The following is a 15,071-nucleotide window of genomic DNA, read 5'->3' as shown; positions in this document are numbered from 1 at the left end:
ACGCGGCGCCGCCTGCCTTGGTTTGATCTTTTTCTGCCTTAAGCCTGCCCAACGCGGCCCATATTCTGGCCTGCGTTAACCAAGTTGGAGGGCGTTGTAATGGCTGTAGATCTCTTTGTACCTGGTTCGGTCGCGTTTCTGGCCATTCTTGCCGTGGCGGCATTTTCGTTTCATTCCCGCCGGTTGCGGGCTGCGCAGTTGGAAGCCCAGCAGGCGCGCCAGCGCGGTCGCGAGCCGATTCTGTGTGCGGCCTCTGCCGACTGAGGTCGCAGCGTCCTGATAGCGCGCGTGCCGCGATCATGGGGCATCCCCGGCACGGGCTGTGCGATCCGCGGCGGCTTCGGCGGCGGCAACCCGTTTGCGCATCGCCGACCAGTTAAGGGCGATCACTCCGAGCGAGATCAGTGCCACAAGCCCCGCGGCCAGCGGTAGCCAGTGGTGCTGCCCCGTCCACAGGACGATGCCGATCGCCCCCGCAAGCGCCACCGCCCAGAAGATCAGCGCGCGCCGGGTGGTCTCCTGCATCTGGCTCCGAAGGATGGCGGGATCGTGCTGAGTCAAATCTTGGCCCTGTTTTTCCTGCGTCGCGGTCTCAATGCCGCCGGATTCCTTTACAAAGGTTAACGCTCCTATTCATTGAAGGAGAGACCTTTGAGACATTTTTTTACCACTGCCCTGGTTTTCGCCGTTTTCGTCATTGCCCCCCAGATGGCCGCCGCGCATGGCGGCGGCCTTAACAGTCAGGGGTGCCACAACAAGACCAGCGACGGCACGTATCACTGCCATCGCTGATCTCATGGATGGGGTTCGCCCCATCCATCACAGGTCCATCAGCAGCCGGCGCGGATCCTCGAGCGCTTCCTTGACGCGGACGAGGAAGGTCACCGCGCCCTTGCCGTCCACGATGCGGTGATCGTAGCTGAGCGCGAGGTACATCATCGGGCGGATCACCACCTGGCCATTGATCGCCATGGGCCGTTCCTGGATCTTGTGCATGCCCAGGATACCGGACTGCGGCGGGTTCAGGATCGGCGAGGACATGAGCGAGCCGTAGACACCACCGTTGGAGATGGTGAACGACCCGCCCTGCATCTCGGCCATGGACAGCTTGCCGTCACGGGCGCGTGCGCCCTTCTCGGCGATTTCCTTCTCGATCTGGGCGAAGGACATCAGGTGCGCGTCCCGGATCACCGGCACGACAAGGCCCGTGGGCGTGCCCGCGGCGATACCCATGTGGACGTAGTTCTTGTACACCACGTCGGTGCCGTCGATTTCGGCGTTCACCTCGGGCACTTCGTGCAGTGCGTGGATACAGGCCTTGGTGAAGAAGGACATGAAGCCCAGCTTCACGCCGTGTTTCTTCAGGAAAAGGTCCTTGTACTCGTTGCGCAGGCCCATCACCTCGGTCATGTCCACCTCGTTGTAGGTGGTCAGCATGGCGGCGGTGTTCTGGCTGTCCTTCAGACGGCGCGCGATGGTTTGGCGCAGGCGGGTCATCTTGACCCGTTCCTCGCGCGCGGCATCGTCGGCCGATACCGGGCCGCGGGGCACGGCGGCGGGCTGCGGCGTGGGCGCGGGCGCAGCGGCGGCGGGCTTGGCGGTGGGGCCGCGCTGGACGTCTTCCTTCATGATCCGCCCGTCCTTTCCGGTGCCGGTCAGTTGATCGGGGCTCAGGCCCTTTTCCTGCATCAGCTTCTTGGCCGAGGGGGCGTGCTCGATATCCTTGCCGCCGGTGCTCTCGGCCATGGGAGCCTCGGCGCTTTCGGCCGGCTTGCCCACAGCAGCGCCCGATTCCGCGATCACGGCCAGTTCGCCGCCGGCCTGAACCGTGGCGCCATCGGGGGCCAGGATTTCGCTGAGCACGCCGGAGGAGGGGGCTGGCACCTCGACGGAGACCTTGTCGGTTTCCAATTCGCACAGCATCTCGTCTGCGGTGACGGCGTCGCCCACCTTCTTGAACCAGGTGGAAACGGTCGCTTCGCTGACGCTTTCCCCAAGGGCAGGCACCATGACTTTGAGGGTGGACGCTTCGCCCTTGGCTTCGGCTTGACTCGGAGCGGCCTCCTTCGGAGCGCTGGCCTGCTCGGTGGCGGCAGCGGCCGAAGCGCCTTCCTTGACGTTGGCGAGCAGGGCGTCGACGCCCACGGTTTCGCCTTCGGGGGCGACGATTTCCTCAAGCACGCCGGCCACGGAGGAGGGGACCTCCACCGTTACCTTGTCGGTTTCCAGCTCGCAGAGCATTTCGTCCACCGCCACGGCGTCGCCCGGTTTCTTGAACCAGGTCGCGACGGTTGCCTCGGTTACGCTTTCGCCCAGCGTCGGTACGCGGATCTCGGCCATATTGTCAGTCCTTCCCACCGGTCAGCGCTTCATTCACCAGCGCGTCCTGTTGTGCCTTGTGGCTTTTTGCGAGTCCCGTGGCGGGCGAGGCCGCCGCGGCGCGTCCGGCATAGACCGGGCGCTTGGTCTTGGCCTTGATACGGCCAAGGACCCATTCGATGTTCGGTTCCACGAAGCTCCAGCCGCCCTGGTTCTTCGGCTCTTCCTGGCACCAGACGACCTCCGCCTTCAGGAAGCGCTTCAGCTCCTTCACCAGGCTTTGCGCCGGGAAGGGATAGAACTGCTCAAGCCGCAGAAGATAGACGTCGTCCAGCCCCTGTTCATCGCGGGCGGCCAGCAGGTCGTAGTAGACCTTGCCCGAGCAGATGACGACACGCTTGATCTTGTCGTCCGCCTTCAGAACCGTGTCCGAGTTGCCGTGCTGCGCGTCGTCCCACAGCACGCGGTGGAAGCTGGACCCGTTGGACATCTCGTCCAGCTTGCTGACCGCCAGCTTGTGGCGCAGCAGCGACTTCGGGGTCATCATCACCAGCGGCTTACGGAAAGAGCGGTGCAATTGTCGGCGCAGGATGTGGAAGTAGTTCGCCGGGGTCGTGCAGTTCGCGACGATCCAGTTGTCCTCGGCACACATCTGCAAGAAGCGTTCCAGCCGGGCAGAGGAATGCTCGGGGCCCTGGCCTTCGTAGCCGTGGGGCAGCAACATGACGAGGCCGGACATCCGCAGCCACTTCTTCTCGCCCGAGCTGATGAACTGGTCGATCATGATTTGCGCACCGTTGGCGAAATCCCCGAACTGCGCTTCCCACAGGGTCAGCGCGTTCGGCTCGGCCAGCGAATAGCCGTACTCGAACCCGAGCACTGCGTATTCCGACAGCATGGAGTCGACGACTTCATACTGCGCCTGCCCGGTGCGGATATGGTTGAGCGGCAGGTAACGCTCCTCCGTTTCCTGGTCGATGATCCCGGAATGGCGCTGAGAGAAGGTGCCGCGGGTCACATCCTGGCCCGATAGGCGGACCGGGTACCCTTCGAGCGCCAGCGTGCCGAAGGCCAGCGCCTCGGCCGTGGCCCAGTCGATCCCGGTTCCGCTGTCGATCATTTCCTTCTTGGTGCCGAGCATCCGTTCCACCGTGCGATGGGGCTTGTAGCCCTCCGGCAGGCGGGTCAGCGCGGCGCCGACCTCCTTCAGGGTCTTCAGCGGTACAGCTGTCTTGCCGCGCTGGTACTTCTCGCCCTCCTTGTCGAGGTGCGACCAGCGGCCGTCCAGCCAGTCCGCCTTGTTGGGGCGGTAATCCTTGCCGGCCTCGAACTCCTCGTTCAGGTGGGCTTGGAAGGCGGCCTTCATGTCCTCGATCTCGCCCTCGGGGATCAGCCCGTCGCGGATCAGACGCTCGGTGTAGATCTGGAGCGAGGTCTTCTGCTTCTTGATCGCCTTGTACATGAGGGGCTGGGTGAACATCGGTTCATCCCCCTCGTTGTGACCGAAGCGGCGATAGCAGAAGATGTCGATGACCACGTCCTTGTGGAACATCTGGCGGAACTCGGTCGCTACCTTCGCTGCGTGGACCACGGCTTCGGGATCGTCGCCGTTCACGTGGAAGATCGGCGCCTCGACCATCAGCGCGATGTCCGTCGGATAGGGCGACGAGCGCGAGTTGTGCGGGCTGGTGGTGAAGCCGATCTGGTTGTTGACGATGATATGCATGGTGCCGCCGGTGCGGTGCCCGCGCAGCCCGGACAGGCCGAAACACTCGGCCACGACGCCCTGACCGGCGAAAGCCGCGTCGCCGTGCAGCAGCACGGGCAGCACGGCGGTACGCTCGTCATCGTTCAGCTGTTCCTGCTTGGCGCGCGCCTTGCCCAAAACGACGGGGTTCACCGCCTCCAGGTGGGAGGGGTTGGCCGTCAGGCTGAGGTGAACGGAATTGCCGTCGAATTCCCGGTCCGAGGACGCGCCGAGGTGGTACTTCACGTCCCCCGAGCCTTCCACTTCGTCCGGCTTGAAGCTGCCGCCCTGGAATTCGTTGAAGATCGCGCGATAGGGCTTGCCCATGACGTTGGCCAGCACCGACAGGCGGCCACGGTGGGGCATGCCGACGATGATCTCGCGCACGCCGAGGTTGCCGCCGCGCTTGATGATCTGCTCCATCGCGGGGATCAGCGCCTCGCCCCCGTCCAGGCCGAAGCGCTTGGTGCCGGTGTACTTGACGTGCAGGAACTTCTCGAAGCCCTCGGCCTCGACCATCTTGTTCAGGATCGCCTTGCGCCCTTCGCGGGTGAAGGCGATTTCCTTGCCGTAGCCTTCGATCCGCTCTTTCAGCCAGGCCGCTTCCGTCGGGTTGGAGATGTGCATGTACTGCAACGCGAAGGTGCCGCAGTAGGTGCGCTTCAGGATCGCGATGATCTCGCGCAGCGAGGCGGTTTCCAGGCCCAGGACGTTGTCGATGAAGATCGGGCGGTCCATGTCGGATTCGGTGAAACCGTAGGACTTCGGGTCAAGCTCCGGGTGTTCCACCGGGTCCTTCAGGTTCAGCGGGTCCAGGTCGGCGGCCAGGTGGCCCCGGATCCGGTAGGCGCGGATGATCATCAGGGCGCGCAGGCTGTCGGTGACGGCGCGCTGGACCTGTGCGTCCGACAGCGACACCCCGGCCGCCGCCGCCTTGGTGGAGATCTTCTTCTCAGCCGATGCCGCGGGGTCCGGGCCCCATTGCCCGTCGAGCGCGGCGGTCAGGTCGTCATTGGGCTGCATCGGCCAGTCGGCGCGGGCCCAGGACGGGCCTGCGGCTTCGCGTCTGACATCGCCGCTGTCCTCGGCCAGGCTTTCAAAGAAACGCTGCCAGCTTTCGTCGACCGATGCGGGATCTTCCGCGTATCGGGCGTGCAGCTGCTCCATGTATTCCGCGTTGTGTCCTTGCAGGAAGGACGAGGAATGGAAAGCGTCATTGGGCGATTGGTCTGTCATCACGCTACTCCTGTGATGTCATGGGAAAGGTCGGGAATCGGGTCGGCTGGATCGGGCGCATAACCGAAGCGCTCGAAGATCCAGGCATAGCGGTCGCGGACGATGTCGATCGCGCGGGGGTCGTAGTACGCGGCAAGCGGGCGGGCGCCCGTATCGCGGGTGCGTTTGGTATGGGGCAAAGCGCGACCATGGGTCTCAAGGTCGAGTGTCTGGCACACTTTGGCAAGGTCATCTTGCAGATACTCGTAACGGATTGTCATGGTCGCCGCGTAACTGCCGTCGATGTGCAGGGTGTCGTGATCGGCCAGCCCGCGGTAGGATGCAAGGTGCTCCAGGAAGGCTGCGCGGAAATCGGCCAGCTCTTCGGGCGTCTGCGGCGTCGGGCTGCGGGTCTTCCACAGGTACTGCGACAAGGCCTTGTCGAACGGGTTGCGGATCGTGGTGATCCGCGCATAGCGATCCCAGCGCCGCTTGCCGAGGCGGGCGCGGATATCCGCAGCACTCATGTGGTTGCGCCACGGGAACAGCGCCCGCGTCAGGGCGTTTCCGTGCCCGGTCATGCGCGCGCCGACGATCCCGTACCGGCTTTTGTGCTGGCGGGTCCTTTCGGTGATGCGCGCGCCGGGCGGGCGGCAGAAGGGTTCGAGGTACATCTCGACCGAGGTGCCGGCGGTCTTGCCGGTCTTGATGAAAAGGAACTCGTGGGAATGGCTAACCAGCACCATGGCGCACCCCCTCTGGCTCGAATCGATAGCCGTAGCGTGCGATCTCGGGGGCGTAGGCCTTGGCCACCAGCGCGCGGGTCGCGTCGGAGTAATAGGCCTGGTAGGGCTCTTTCGGGCTGTTGCCGCCGGATTTGAAGCGCGGCACGGCACGCCCCTCGGCCCCAAGATGCAGGTGCTTGGCGACGCGGGCGATATCCGCCGACAGGCGCTCGAAACGGATCACGTCCTGCACCACGGGCTTGCCGGCGATGGCGTAGATGTAGCGATCGGTCAGGGGCCGTTTCGTGCGGAGCCAGGTCTCGAACGCCGCGCGCCTTGTGTCCAGCGGGCTGGAGAGCAGGCCGGTGTCCTTGCGGTGGACGTAATGGAACTCGGAAACCGCCTTTTCGAAGGGGTTCCGGATCGTCGTGAACTTGAAATAGGAAAACCAGCGCCGCGGCCCGAGGGCGCGGAAGGCGTCCCAGGCCGACATATGCGCGTGCCACGTCGCCTCGGCGCGCTTGGCGCGGCCCCGGCGGGCGCCGACGATGCCGGCCGTGCCGATGTGCTCGTCGCGGTACTCGGCCACCTCCGCCAGCGGCTCATCGAGGCAGTATGGTTCGAAGAACGCCTCGACAGAGGTCGAGGCGGTTTTCTTCGTCTTCAGGTAGATGAACTTGTGCCGGTGCGAAACGAGGACCATGGCCGTCACCCTTTCCGCTGGACTGGCAGGCAGGTCATTGGAAGACCTCGCCATAGTCCTGCGGCTCGCTGGGGTGCGGGCCATAGCGGTTCGGGCCCGGATCCGACGGTTTGACCAGCCAGTAGATATAGACCACGAAACCCGCGATCCCGATCAACCCGGCCAGCAGCATGAGAAGCACGCTTTGCAGCATGGCCAGTGCGACCAGGCTTCCCGAAATGGAGCCGCACACGATTGGGACCAATACGTAGAAGCCGGGGCGACCAGTGTCGTGCAGCCGCCGTACCGCTGCCGACAGCATGGGCAGGAAAACGCCAAAGCTGACAACCATCTCCACCGGGCCCATCGCCTCGGGATTGGTGATCCCCATGAAGCCGTCGATAAGGGATGCCGCGATGTTCATCAGCATCACGGCGACAAAAAACCACCAATACTCCGAGCGGGTGGCCCGCCCGGAGAAGGTGATGTACTTGCGAAAGCAAGTCTTTGTCGCCGTGATGATGTTCATCTGGCTTACCCGATCGCCTTCAGCACAGCCTCGCCCAGACCGGCGGGGCTTTCGGCCACCACGATCCCGGCGGATTTCATCGCCTCGATCTTGTCCTCGGCGCCGCCCTTGCCACCGGCGACGATGGCGCCGGCATGGCCCATGCGGCGGCCCGGAGGTGCGGTGCGCCCGGCGATGAAGCCGGCGATGGGCTTGGCCCGGCCCGCCTTGCGCTCATCGGCGATGAACTGCGCGGCGTCTTCCTCGGCGCTGCCGCCGATTTCGCCGATCATGATGATGCTTTCGGTTTCCGGATCGCCCAACAGCAGCTCAAGCGCGTCGATATGCTCCATGCCCTTGATCGGGTCCCCGCCGATGCCGATGCAGGTCGACTGGCCGAGGCCCGCCGCCGTCGTCTGGCCCACGGCTTCATAGGTCAGCGTGCCCGAACGCGATACGACGCCAACGGAACCGCGCTTGTGGATGTGGCCGGGCATGATGCCGATCTTGCACGCATCCGGCGTGATGACGCCCGGGCAGTTCGGGCCGATCAGGATCGACTTCGACCCTTCCAGCGCGCGCTTCACCTTCATCATGTCGAGCACGGGAATGCCCTCGGTGATGCAGACGATCAGCTCCATCTCGGCGTCGATCGCTTCGAGGATCGCGTCCGCCGCGAAGGGGGGCGGAACGTAGATCGCCGTGGCATTGGCAGAGGTGGAGTGCTTCGCCTCATGCACGGTATCGAAGATGGGCAGCCCGATGTGGCTGGTGCCGCCCTTGCCGGGGGTCACGCCGCCGACCATCTTGGTGCCGTAGGCGATTGCCTGTTCAGAGTGGAACGTGCCCTGCGAGCCGGTCAGGCCCTGGCAGATCACGCGGGTTTTTTCGTTTACGAGTACGGCCATTGTGTCATTCCTTCGTAGGGTGCGTGCCCACACGCACCGAATTTCGCTGGGGGTGCGTGTGGACACGCACCCGACGGATCAGCCCTTGACGGCCTTCACGATTTTCGCGGCGGCATCGGCCAGATCGTCGGCGGCGATGACATCGACATCGGAGTTGTTCAGGATTTCCTTGCCCTTCTCCACGTTCGTGCCCTCAAGCCGGACCACCAGCGGCACCTTCAGGCCGACCTGCTTCACGGCTGTCACCACGCCCTCGGCGATGACGTCGCAGCGCATGATACCGCCGAAGATGTTAACGAGGATGCCCTTCACCTGCGGGTCCGAGGTGATGATCTTGAACGCCTCGGTCACCTTCTCGGTGGTGGCGCCGCCGCCCACGTCAAGGAAGTTGGCGGGCTCGGCGCCATAGAGCTTGATGATGTCCATCGTCGCCATCGCGAGGCCCGCGCCGTTGACCATGCAGCCGATCTCACCATCGAGAGCGATGTAGTTCAGGTCGAACTTCGACGCGGCGAGTTCCTTGGGGTCCTCTTCCGTTTCGTCGCGCAGGGCCAGGATCGCGGGCTGGCGGTAGAGCGCGTTCGAATCGAAGCCCATCTTCGCGTCCAGGCACTTCAGGTCGCCCTTGTCGGTGACGATCAGCGGGTTGATCTCCAGCATCTCCATGTCACGCTCGATGAACATCTTGTAGAGCGTGTTGATCAGCTTGACGCACTGCTTGACCTGCGCGCCCTTCAGCCCCAGGGCGAAGGCGACGCGGCGGCCGTGGAAGCCCGAGATGCCGCTGGCCGGATCGACCGAGAAGCTCAGGATCTTTTCCGGGGTGTTCGCGGCCACTTCCTCGATGTCCATGCCGCCCTCGGTCGAGCAGACGAAGGACACGCGCGAGGTGACGCGATCCACCAGCAGGGCGAGGTAGAGTTCCGTCTCGATGCCCGAGCCGTCCTCGATGTAGATGCGGTTGACCTGCTTGCCGGCGGGGCCGGTCTGATGCGTGACCAGCGTGCGGCCGAGCATCTTCTGGGCTTCCTCGGCGGCTTCCTCGACCGATTTGGTCAGGCGCACGCCGCCCTTTTCGCCGGCTTCGGCTTCCTTGAAGTGGCCCTTGCCGCGGCCGCCCGCGTGGATCTGCGCCTTGACCACCCAGAGCGGGCCGTCGAGTTCGCTGGCCTGCGACTTGGCTTCCTCCGCACGGTACACCGCGCGGCCGTCCGAAACGGGGGCGCCGTATTCCTTCAGAAGTTGCTTGGCCTGGTACTCGTGGATGTTCATTGCGTCCCTCGTTTTCTGTGGTGCGTCAGTCCGGCGCAAAGCCCGGCCTGCCGCGGTCGGGGGAAACGCTAGGCAGTTCAGCGCGGGACCGCAAAGGAAAACAGCCGGAAAGTCGGGGAATGTGGGGTTTTTGGCGCGGCTGTGATCACAAAAAAAATTAGTGTGATCACAAAATGCCGGGATGCACCGAAAGCCTGTGAATATTTCAGGATTCTTAGGCTTTGCCGGGTCATCTGCCAGCGGCGGCAGGGCGATTCGCCGCTGCCGCCGCCGGGGTGAAGCGTATCAGCTCAGGCTGTCATCGATGCCCTTGCAGGCGTCGACCAGGCCTTTGACGGCGCTGACCGACTTGTCGAACATCGCCTTCTCGTCCTTGGTCATCTTGATCTCGACGATGCGCTCGATGCCGCCGGCACCGATGATCGTCGGCACGCCGACATACATGTCCTTCACGCCGAAGGCGCCGTCCAGGTAGGCCGCGCAGGGCAGCAGGCGCTTCTGGTCCTTGAGGTAGGCTTCCGCCATCTCGATCGCGCTTGCGGCCGGGGCGTAGAAGGCCGAGCCGGTCTTCAGCAGGCCGACGATTTCCGCACCGCCGTCACGGGTCCGCTGGATGATCGCGTCCAGCTTGTCCTGGCTCGTCCAGCCCATGTCCACCAGGTCGGGCAGGGGGATGCCCGCAACGGTGGAGTAGCGCGCCAGCGGCACCATCGTGTCGCCATGCCCGCCCAGAACGAAGGCGCTCACGTCCTTGACGGAGACTTCGAACTCATCGGCGAGAAAGTGGCGGAAGCGCGCGCTGTCCAGCACGCCGGCCATGCCGCAGACCTTCTCATGCGGCAGGCCTGAGAATTCGCGCAGCGCCCAGACCATTGCGTCCAGCGGGTTGGTGATGCAGATCACGAAGGCGTTCGGGGCGTGCTTGGCGATGCCCTCGCCCACCGATTTCATGACCTTCAAGTTGATCCCGAGCAGGTCGTCGCGGCTCATCCCCGGCTTGCGGGCGACACCGGCGGTGACGATGCAGACATCTGCGCCGGCGATATCCGCGTAGTCGTTGGTGCCCGACATTTCGGCATCGAACTTGTCGACGGGGCTGCTTTCCGCGATGTCTAGCGCCTTGCCCTGCGGGATGCCCTCGGCGATGTCGAACAGAACGACATCCCCCAGTTCCTTCAGTGCTGCAAGGTGGGCGAGCGTGCCGCCGATTTGTCCAGACCCGATGAGGGCTATTTTCGCGCGTGCCATGGTTGTCCCTTTTCCGAAACACGTTGCTTTCGGGGGCTTGGGGTACCGGCAAACGCGGGTGGTCGCAAGAGACAAGCCATCGGGCCAAGGGCGTTGCGCCCGTCAAACGGGGAATCCTGTAACAATGTCATGCGCTTCACTCTGGCCCCCGGAACGGCCCGGGCGGCGGCGTTTGGCGCAAGATCAGCCCGGCTGCCCCGAACGGGCCATCAGACCGGGCCCCGGAACCGGCCCCTGCATCCAGCTTTCGCCGGCAGCCAGCAGGCAGCTTTGCCCGTTTGGCCGGGTCAGCAGGATCGTCCAGGTACCGCTTTCTTCCGAGGCAAAGACCTCGATCACGCCGTCGGCGCCGCTCAGTCCGGCGCCGGTGCGGGTCTCGCCGTAGTCGGTGCGCAGCCGGTCCACGACCTCGGCCCGAGTGCCGCAGGTGGCGGCGGGGCTGGCGGATGCGCCCGCAAGCAGGGCGGCAGCGAACAGGGGGGCGGCGATGCGATGTTTCATCTGATTTCCCTTGTGCATGGGGCGGTCGGGCCTGCCCGTTTGTTTCCGGAAACCCGGCCCTGAGAGCCGTTCCGGGCGGGGTCCGGTCTGACGACAAGCCTGGGCGCAAACGGCGAAAATCGCGTTAAACCCCCGTCCGGCGGGCTGGCGGGTCGCGCAACGGGCGTAACAAAATGTCTCAAAGGGTCGTAGCTGCGTTAGAATATTCCGCAAACGGGGTTGTGAAGCCGCATGAGGCGCTCTATGCTGCGCCGCGTCATTCCGCTTCGGAGGCCCCATGAATCCCTATCGATCAGTGCTTTACATGCCCGGCTCGAACGCGCGGGCGCTGGAAAAGGCGCGCAGCCTTGCTGCGGATGCGCTGATCCTCGACCTCGAGGATGCCGTCGCGCCCGACGCCAAGGATGCCGCGCGGGACCTGGTCTGCGCTGCGATTGCCGAGGGGTTCGGCGCGCGTAAGGTGCTGCTCAGGGTCAACGGGGCGGACACGCCCTGGGGCTCGGCCGATCTGGAGGCGGCGATTGCCGCGCGCCCGGACGGTATCCTGCTTCCCAAGGTGAACGGCCCCGCCGACATCGCCCGCGTGGCGGCGGCTATGGGGGCGGATCATCCCAGCACGCTCTGGGCGATGATCGAGACACCGCGCGGCGTGCTGAACGCCCTTGCCATCGCCGAAGCGCCGGGGATGGAGGGGGTCGTTCTGGGTACCAACGACCTGGTCAAGGACCTCGGCGCGCGGCCGGGGCCGGACCGGGCCGCCCTGGTCCCCGCGCTGGCGCAGACGCTTCTGGCGGCGCGGGCCTGCGGGCTGGTCTGCCTCGACGGGGTTTACAACGCTTTCAAGGACGAGGCGGGCCTCAGGGCGGAAGCCGAGCAGGGCCGGAGCCTCGGCTTTGACGGCAAGACGCTGATCCATCCCGCCCAGATCGCCATCGCGAACGAAGTTTTCGGCCCGACCGAGGCTGAAATCGCCGAATCAAAGGAAATCGCCGATGCCTATGAGGCGGCGCGCGAGCAAGGCAAGGGGGTGGCGGTGCTGAACGGGCGCATCGTCGAGAACCTGCACGTCGAAACCGCACGCGCGACCCTTGCAAAAGCGGATGCAATCGCGCGACTGTCCGCCCAGAGCAAGGGATGAGGGAACCGATCCTATGACAATGCTGATCCTCGGCGTCTTCCTGTGGTGGGATGCGCATCTATTCAAGCGGGCAATGCCCGGCGTGCGGGCAGGTATGACCCGAACCATGGGCCCCGCGTCGAAGGGCGTTTTCGCGGCGCTGATCCTCGGCTCGGTTGTGCTGATGGTGCTTGGCTACCGCTCCGCCGCATTCGAGCCGATCTGGTGGCCGCCCGCATACATGGTGCATGTGAACAACCTGCTGATGCTGCTGTCGGTCATCTTCTTCGGCATGGGCAGTTCCAAGGGCCGGGCGCGCAGCTGGTTCCGCCATCCGATGCAGATCGGCTTCCTGCTGTGGTGCATCGCGCATCTGCTGGTGAACGGGGGCCTCGCGTCCATCGTGCTTTGGGGTGGGCTTGCGCTGTGGGTTCCCGTGTCGATCACCCTCATCAACCGGGCCGAGGGGGCGTGGACGCCGCCCGCTCCGGGCCCGGCGAAGGGGGATGTGCGGCTGCTCATCATCTCCGTCGTGGTTTACCTGGTGATCGGCGGGCTTCACGCCCTGCTCGGGCCATGGCCGTTCCCGTCATGATCGCCTATCGCCTGCTGACCGGGGACGACAGCTCCGCCTTTTGTCACAAGGTGACGGAGGCGCTCGACAAGGGGTGGTCGCTATACGGTTCGCCGTCCTACGCGTACGACGCAACCAGCGGCGTGATGCGCTGCGCACAGGCGGTTACGAAGGAAGTCCCGGGCGATTACGACCCGGAAAAGCGGCTGGGGACGCTCTGAGCAGATGAGCAAGACGAATGCCGGGTATTTCTTCGAGGACTACCGCATCGGGCAGCGCTTCGCCCATGCGACGCCGCGCACGGTAACCTCGGGCGAGCGGGCGCTTTACCATGCGCTCTATCCCAGCCGCTTCGCGCTGTATTGCGCGGACAGTTTCGCGCAGTCCTGCGGGTTGCCCGCCAGCCCGATCGAGGATCTGGCCGCGTTCCACGTGATCTTTGGCAAGACGGTGCCCGATATCTCGCTCAACGCGGTGGCCAACCTTGGCTACGCCGAGGTACGCTTCCTCGCCCCGGTGATGCCCGGCGACACCCTTGCCGCGGAGTCCGAGGTGATCGGCCTGAAGCAGACCTCCAGCGGCAAGACCGGGATCGTCTGGGTGCGCACGACGGGGCGGCGGTCGGACGGTACGACGGTGCTCAGCTATTGCCGCTGGGTGATGGTGCGCAAACGAGACGTCGATGCGCCCGCGCCCGAAACGGTCGTGCCGCAGTTGGCGCAGGCCGTGTCGGCCAGCGACCTGGTGCTGCCCGAGGGGCTGAACTTCACCGGCTACGACCGGAAAGCGGCGGGCGCGCCCCACCTGTGGGACGACTACGAGATCGGGGAGGTGATCGACCACGTCGACGGGTCCACCGTCGAGGAGGCCGAGCACATGCTCGCCACGCGCATGTGGCAGAACACCGCCAAGGTGCATTTCAACGCCGCCGCGCGGCCCGACGGGCGGCGGCTGATCTATGGCGGGCATGTCATCAGCATGGCGCGCGCCCTCAGCTTCAACGGGCTGGCCAATGCGCAGATGATCGCGGCGATCAACGCGGGCGCGCATGTGAACCCCTGTTTCGCGGGCGACACCGTCCATGCCTGGTCCGAGGTGCTGGACAAGGCGGGCACCGCGCGCGACGATATAGGCGCGCTGCGCTTGCGGCTGGTCGCGGCAAAGGCCCCGGGAACCGCCGGTGCGCTGCGCGACGCGGATGGCGCCTATGGTGAGGATATCCTGCTGGACCTCGATCTCTGGGCGCTGATTCCGCGCAACACCGCCTGAAGGTGGCAGCGCCCAGTTGGCGCGGTGTCCTCGTGTGGCGGTATTTGTGATCACGTAAATTTGGACTGTGATCACAAATGTCGAAATTGGTGCCGAATTGCGGTTGCAGGTCGCAGTCATATACCCCGTTTGGGGTGTGACAGCCTGTCAAAAACCGTTAGTCTTTGCGCAAATGGCCGCTCTGCAGGGGTGGCGAAGAACAAGGGAAACTGGCCATGGCCGATGTAAACCGCGGGGATCGCCCGCTTTCGCCCCACCTGACAGTCTACAAGCCGCAATGGACGTCGATGACCTCCATCCTGACGCGGATCACCGGAAACGCCCTGCTCATCGCGGCGCTGATGATCGTGTGGTGGCTGCTGGCGGCGGCGACGTCCGAGGAAGCCTTCGCAACGGCGGACGGGTTCGTGCGCTCGTGGTTCGGCAACCTGGTGATGTTCCTGTCGCTCTGGGCGATCTGGTACCACTTCCTTGCGGGCCTGCGTCACCTTTACTGGGATACCGGCCGCGGCCTTGAAATCGAAACGGCCGAGAAGCTCGGCAAGGCCTGCGTCATCGGATCGGTCGTGCTGACCATCCTGACCGCCTTGATCCTGCGCTGAAAGGGAAGCCGATGTCCTATATGACCGACCGCAAACGCGCCTCCGGACTTGGGTCTGCCAAGGACGGGACAGAGCATTTCTGGAACATGACAGTCAGTTCCTACGCGCTGGCGATCCTGACACCGCTGTTCATCTTCACCTTCGGCTCGATCCTCGGCGCGCCCTATGCCGAGGTGGTCGCCTATTACCAGCAGCCGTTCCCCGCCGTGGTGGCCGGGCTGATGCTGGCTGTCGGCTTCATGCACTTCAAGAACGGTGCCCGGGTCCTGATCGAGGATTACACCGGCGGCAACATGCGCCACTGGCTGATCATTGGTGTGACCTGCATTTCCTACGCGGCAGCGGGCACGGGGCTTTACGCCATCGTCCGCCTCGCCCTCTGAT

18 protein-coding genes are annotated in these 15,071 nt (G+C 64.8%); 8 read left to right on the top strand and 10 right to left on the bottom strand.

Translation table 11 applies throughout. The features are described 5' to 3' along the window. Positions 1-99: 99 nt before the first annotated feature. Positions 100-264, top strand: a complete 165-nt coding sequence (locus DJ029_RS21695) for a hypothetical protein (RefSeq protein WP_157966307.1) — start codon at positions 100-102, stop codon at positions 262-264. Positions 265-297: 33 nt separating this feature from the next. On the opposite strand, the gene DJ029_RS08320 is transcribed toward DJ029_RS21695, so the two are convergent. After that, entirely contained in the window at positions 298-525 is a 228-nt protein-coding gene (locus tag DJ029_RS08320) for a hypothetical protein (RefSeq protein WP_157966306.1), read from the bottom strand. A gap of 183 nt (positions 526-708) precedes the next feature. Between DJ029_RS08320 and DJ029_RS22515 the strand changes: the two genes are divergently transcribed. Next, the gene (locus DJ029_RS22515) at positions 709-792 is read left to right on the top strand and encodes a YHYH domain-containing protein (protein WP_112322022.1); all 84 of its coding nucleotides are present in this window, start codon (positions 709-711) and stop codon (positions 790-792) included. Between the two features lie 27 nt (positions 793-819). On the opposite strand, the gene odhB is transcribed toward DJ029_RS22515, so the two are convergent. The 9 genes from odhB to DJ029_RS08270 all read right to left on the bottom strand — a co-directional run bounded on the left by odhB (position 820) and on the right by DJ029_RS08270 (position 11,125). After that, a complete protein-coding gene (odhB, locus tag DJ029_RS08310; protein WP_112321903.1) occupies positions 820-2,340 on the bottom strand; it encodes a 2-oxoglutarate dehydrogenase complex dihydrolipoyllysine-residue succinyltransferase in 1,521 nt (506 codons plus the stop codon). Positions 2,341-2,344: 4 nt separating this feature from the next. Next, the gene (locus tag DJ029_RS08305; protein ID WP_112321901.1) at positions 2,345-5,302 is read right to left on the bottom strand and encodes a 2-oxoglutarate dehydrogenase E1 component; all 2,958 of its coding nucleotides are present in this window, start codon (positions 5,300-5,302) and stop codon (positions 2,345-2,347) included. Then, positions 5,302-6,027 carry a sulfotransferase family protein gene (locus DJ029_RS08300; protein WP_112321899.1) on the bottom strand — a complete coding sequence of 242 codons (726 nt, stop codon included), beginning with the start codon at positions 6,025-6,027 and terminating at the stop codon, positions 5,302-5,304. Before DJ029_RS08300 ends, DJ029_RS08305 begins: the two co-directional genes overlap by 1 nt. Beyond that, complete coding sequence (locus tag DJ029_RS08295; protein ID WP_157966305.1) at positions 6,014-6,709, bottom strand: sulfotransferase family 2 domain-containing protein; 696 nt, start codon at positions 6,707-6,709, stop codon at positions 6,014-6,016. The genes DJ029_RS08300 and DJ029_RS08295 overlap by 14 nt, the downstream gene beginning before the upstream one ends. Positions 6,710-6,743: 34 nt before the next feature. Next, the gene (locus DJ029_RS08290; RefSeq protein WP_112321896.1) at positions 6,744-7,217 is read right to left on the bottom strand and encodes a DUF805 domain-containing protein; all 474 of its coding nucleotides are present in this window, start codon (positions 7,215-7,217) and stop codon (positions 6,744-6,746) included. A 5-nt stretch (positions 7,218-7,222) separates the two neighbouring features. Beyond that, a complete protein-coding gene (sucD, locus tag DJ029_RS08285; protein ID WP_112321894.1) occupies positions 7,223-8,104 on the bottom strand; it encodes a succinate--CoA ligase subunit alpha in 882 nt (293 codons plus the stop codon). Between the two features lie 78 nt (positions 8,105-8,182). Then, the gene (sucC, locus tag DJ029_RS08280) at positions 8,183-9,376 is read right to left on the bottom strand and encodes an ADP-forming succinate--CoA ligase subunit beta (protein WP_112321892.1); all 1,194 of its coding nucleotides are present in this window, start codon (positions 9,374-9,376) and stop codon (positions 8,183-8,185) included. 285 nt (positions 9,377-9,661) lie between these two features. Next, a complete protein-coding gene (gene mdh / locus DJ029_RS08275) occupies positions 9,662-10,624 on the bottom strand; it encodes a malate dehydrogenase (RefSeq protein WP_112321891.1) in 963 nt (320 codons plus the stop codon). A 183-nt stretch (positions 10,625-10,807) separates the two neighbouring features. After that, positions 10,808-11,125: a hypothetical protein gene (locus DJ029_RS08270; RefSeq protein WP_232823011.1), complete on the bottom strand. Its 318-nt coding sequence runs from the start codon at positions 11,123-11,125 to the stop codon at positions 10,808-10,810. Between the two features lie 277 nt (positions 11,126-11,402). Here DJ029_RS08270 and DJ029_RS08265 point away from each other — a divergent pair, with 277 nt between their 5' ends. From DJ029_RS08265 to sdhD, 6 genes are all read left to right on the top strand, one after another. Further along, positions 11,403-12,263, top strand: coding sequence for an HpcH/HpaI aldolase/citrate lyase family protein (locus DJ029_RS08265; RefSeq protein ID WP_112321888.1), 861 nt, complete (start codon positions 11,403-11,405; stop codon positions 12,261-12,263). 13 nt (positions 12,264-12,276) lie between these two features. After that, positions 12,277-12,837, top strand: a complete 561-nt coding sequence (locus DJ029_RS08260) for an NnrU family protein (RefSeq protein WP_112321886.1) — start codon at positions 12,277-12,279, stop codon at positions 12,835-12,837. Next, a complete protein-coding gene (locus DJ029_RS08255) occupies positions 12,834-13,037 on the top strand; it encodes a DUF1737 domain-containing protein (protein WP_112321885.1) in 204 nt (67 codons plus the stop codon). Before DJ029_RS08260 ends, DJ029_RS08255 begins: the two co-directional genes overlap by 4 nt. Positions 13,038-13,041: 4 nt before the next feature. Continuing rightward, a complete protein-coding gene (locus tag DJ029_RS08250) occupies positions 13,042-14,085 on the top strand; it encodes a MaoC family dehydratase (RefSeq protein WP_112321883.1) in 1,044 nt (347 codons plus the stop codon). A gap of 215 nt (positions 14,086-14,300) precedes the next feature. Next, the gene (sdhC, locus tag DJ029_RS08245) at positions 14,301-14,687 is read left to right on the top strand and encodes a succinate dehydrogenase, cytochrome b556 subunit (protein ID WP_112321881.1); all 387 of its coding nucleotides are present in this window, start codon (positions 14,301-14,303) and stop codon (positions 14,685-14,687) included. Positions 14,688-14,698: 11 nt separating this feature from the next. Then, positions 14,699-15,070: a succinate dehydrogenase, hydrophobic membrane anchor protein gene (gene sdhD / locus DJ029_RS08240; RefSeq protein ID WP_112321880.1), complete on the top strand. Its 372-nt coding sequence runs from the start codon at positions 14,699-14,701 to the stop codon at positions 15,068-15,070. The last annotated feature ends 1 nt before the right edge of the window (position 15,071 follow it).

Source organism: Oceanibium sediminis (assembly GCF_003265325.1).
Taxonomy (GTDB): domain Bacteria; phylum Pseudomonadota; class Alphaproteobacteria; order Rhodobacterales; family Rhodobacteraceae; genus Halovulum; species Halovulum sediminis.
The sequence above is the reverse complement of the archived record's forward strand: the minus strand, read 5'-3'. Positions and strand labels throughout refer to the sequence as shown.

Coding starts and splice junctions, on each gene's coding strand:
- DJ029_RS21695 (WP_157966307.1), top strand. CDS start 100: ATGGCTGTAGATCTCTTTGTACCTGGTTCGGTCGCGTTTCTGGCCATT.
- DJ029_RS08320 (WP_157966306.1), bottom strand. CDS start 525: ATGCAGGAGACCACCCGGCGCGCGCTGATCTTCTGGGCGGTGGCGCTT.
- DJ029_RS22515 (WP_112322022.1), top strand. CDS start 709: ATGGCCGCCGCGCATGGCGGCGGCCTTAACAGTCAGGGGTGCCACAAC.
- odhB (WP_112321903.1), bottom strand. CDS start 2,340: ATGGCCGAGATCCGCGTACCGACGCTGGGCGAAAGCGTAACCGAGGCA.
- DJ029_RS08305 (WP_112321901.1), bottom strand. CDS start 5,302: ATGACAGACCAATCGCCCAATGACGCTTTCCATTCCTCGTCCTTCCTG.
- DJ029_RS08300 (WP_112321899.1), bottom strand. CDS start 6,027: ATGGTGCTGGTTAGCCATTCCCACGAGTTCCTTTTCATCAAGACCGGC.
- DJ029_RS08295 (WP_157966305.1), bottom strand. CDS start 6,709: ATGGTCCTCGTTTCGCACCGGCACAAGTTCATCTACCTGAAGACGAAG.
- DJ029_RS08290 (WP_112321896.1), bottom strand. CDS start 7,217: ATGAACATCATCACGGCGACAAAGACTTGCTTTCGCAAGTACATCACC.
- sucD (WP_112321894.1), bottom strand. CDS start 8,104: ATGGCCGTACTCGTAAACGAAAAAACCCGCGTGATCTGCCAGGGCCTG.
- sucC (WP_112321892.1), bottom strand. CDS start 9,376: ATGAACATCCACGAGTACCAGGCCAAGCAACTTCTGAAGGAATACGGC.
- mdh (WP_112321891.1), bottom strand. CDS start 10,624: ATGGCACGCGCGAAAATAGCCCTCATCGGGTCTGGACAAATCGGCGGC.
- DJ029_RS08270 (WP_232823011.1), bottom strand. CDS start 11,125: ATGAAACATCGCATCGCCGCCCCCCTGTTCGCTGCCGCCCTGCTTGCG.
- DJ029_RS08265 (WP_112321888.1), top strand. CDS start 11,403: ATGAATCCCTATCGATCAGTGCTTTACATGCCCGGCTCGAACGCGCGG.
- DJ029_RS08260 (WP_112321886.1), top strand. CDS start 12,277: ATGACAATGCTGATCCTCGGCGTCTTCCTGTGGTGGGATGCGCATCTA.
- DJ029_RS08255 (WP_112321885.1), top strand. CDS start 12,834: ATGATCGCCTATCGCCTGCTGACCGGGGACGACAGCTCCGCCTTTTGT.
- DJ029_RS08250 (WP_112321883.1), top strand. CDS start 13,042: ATGAGCAAGACGAATGCCGGGTATTTCTTCGAGGACTACCGCATCGGG.
- sdhC (WP_112321881.1), top strand. CDS start 14,301: ATGGCCGATGTAAACCGCGGGGATCGCCCGCTTTCGCCCCACCTGACA.
- sdhD (WP_112321880.1), top strand. CDS start 14,699: ATGTCCTATATGACCGACCGCAAACGCGCCTCCGGACTTGGGTCTGCC.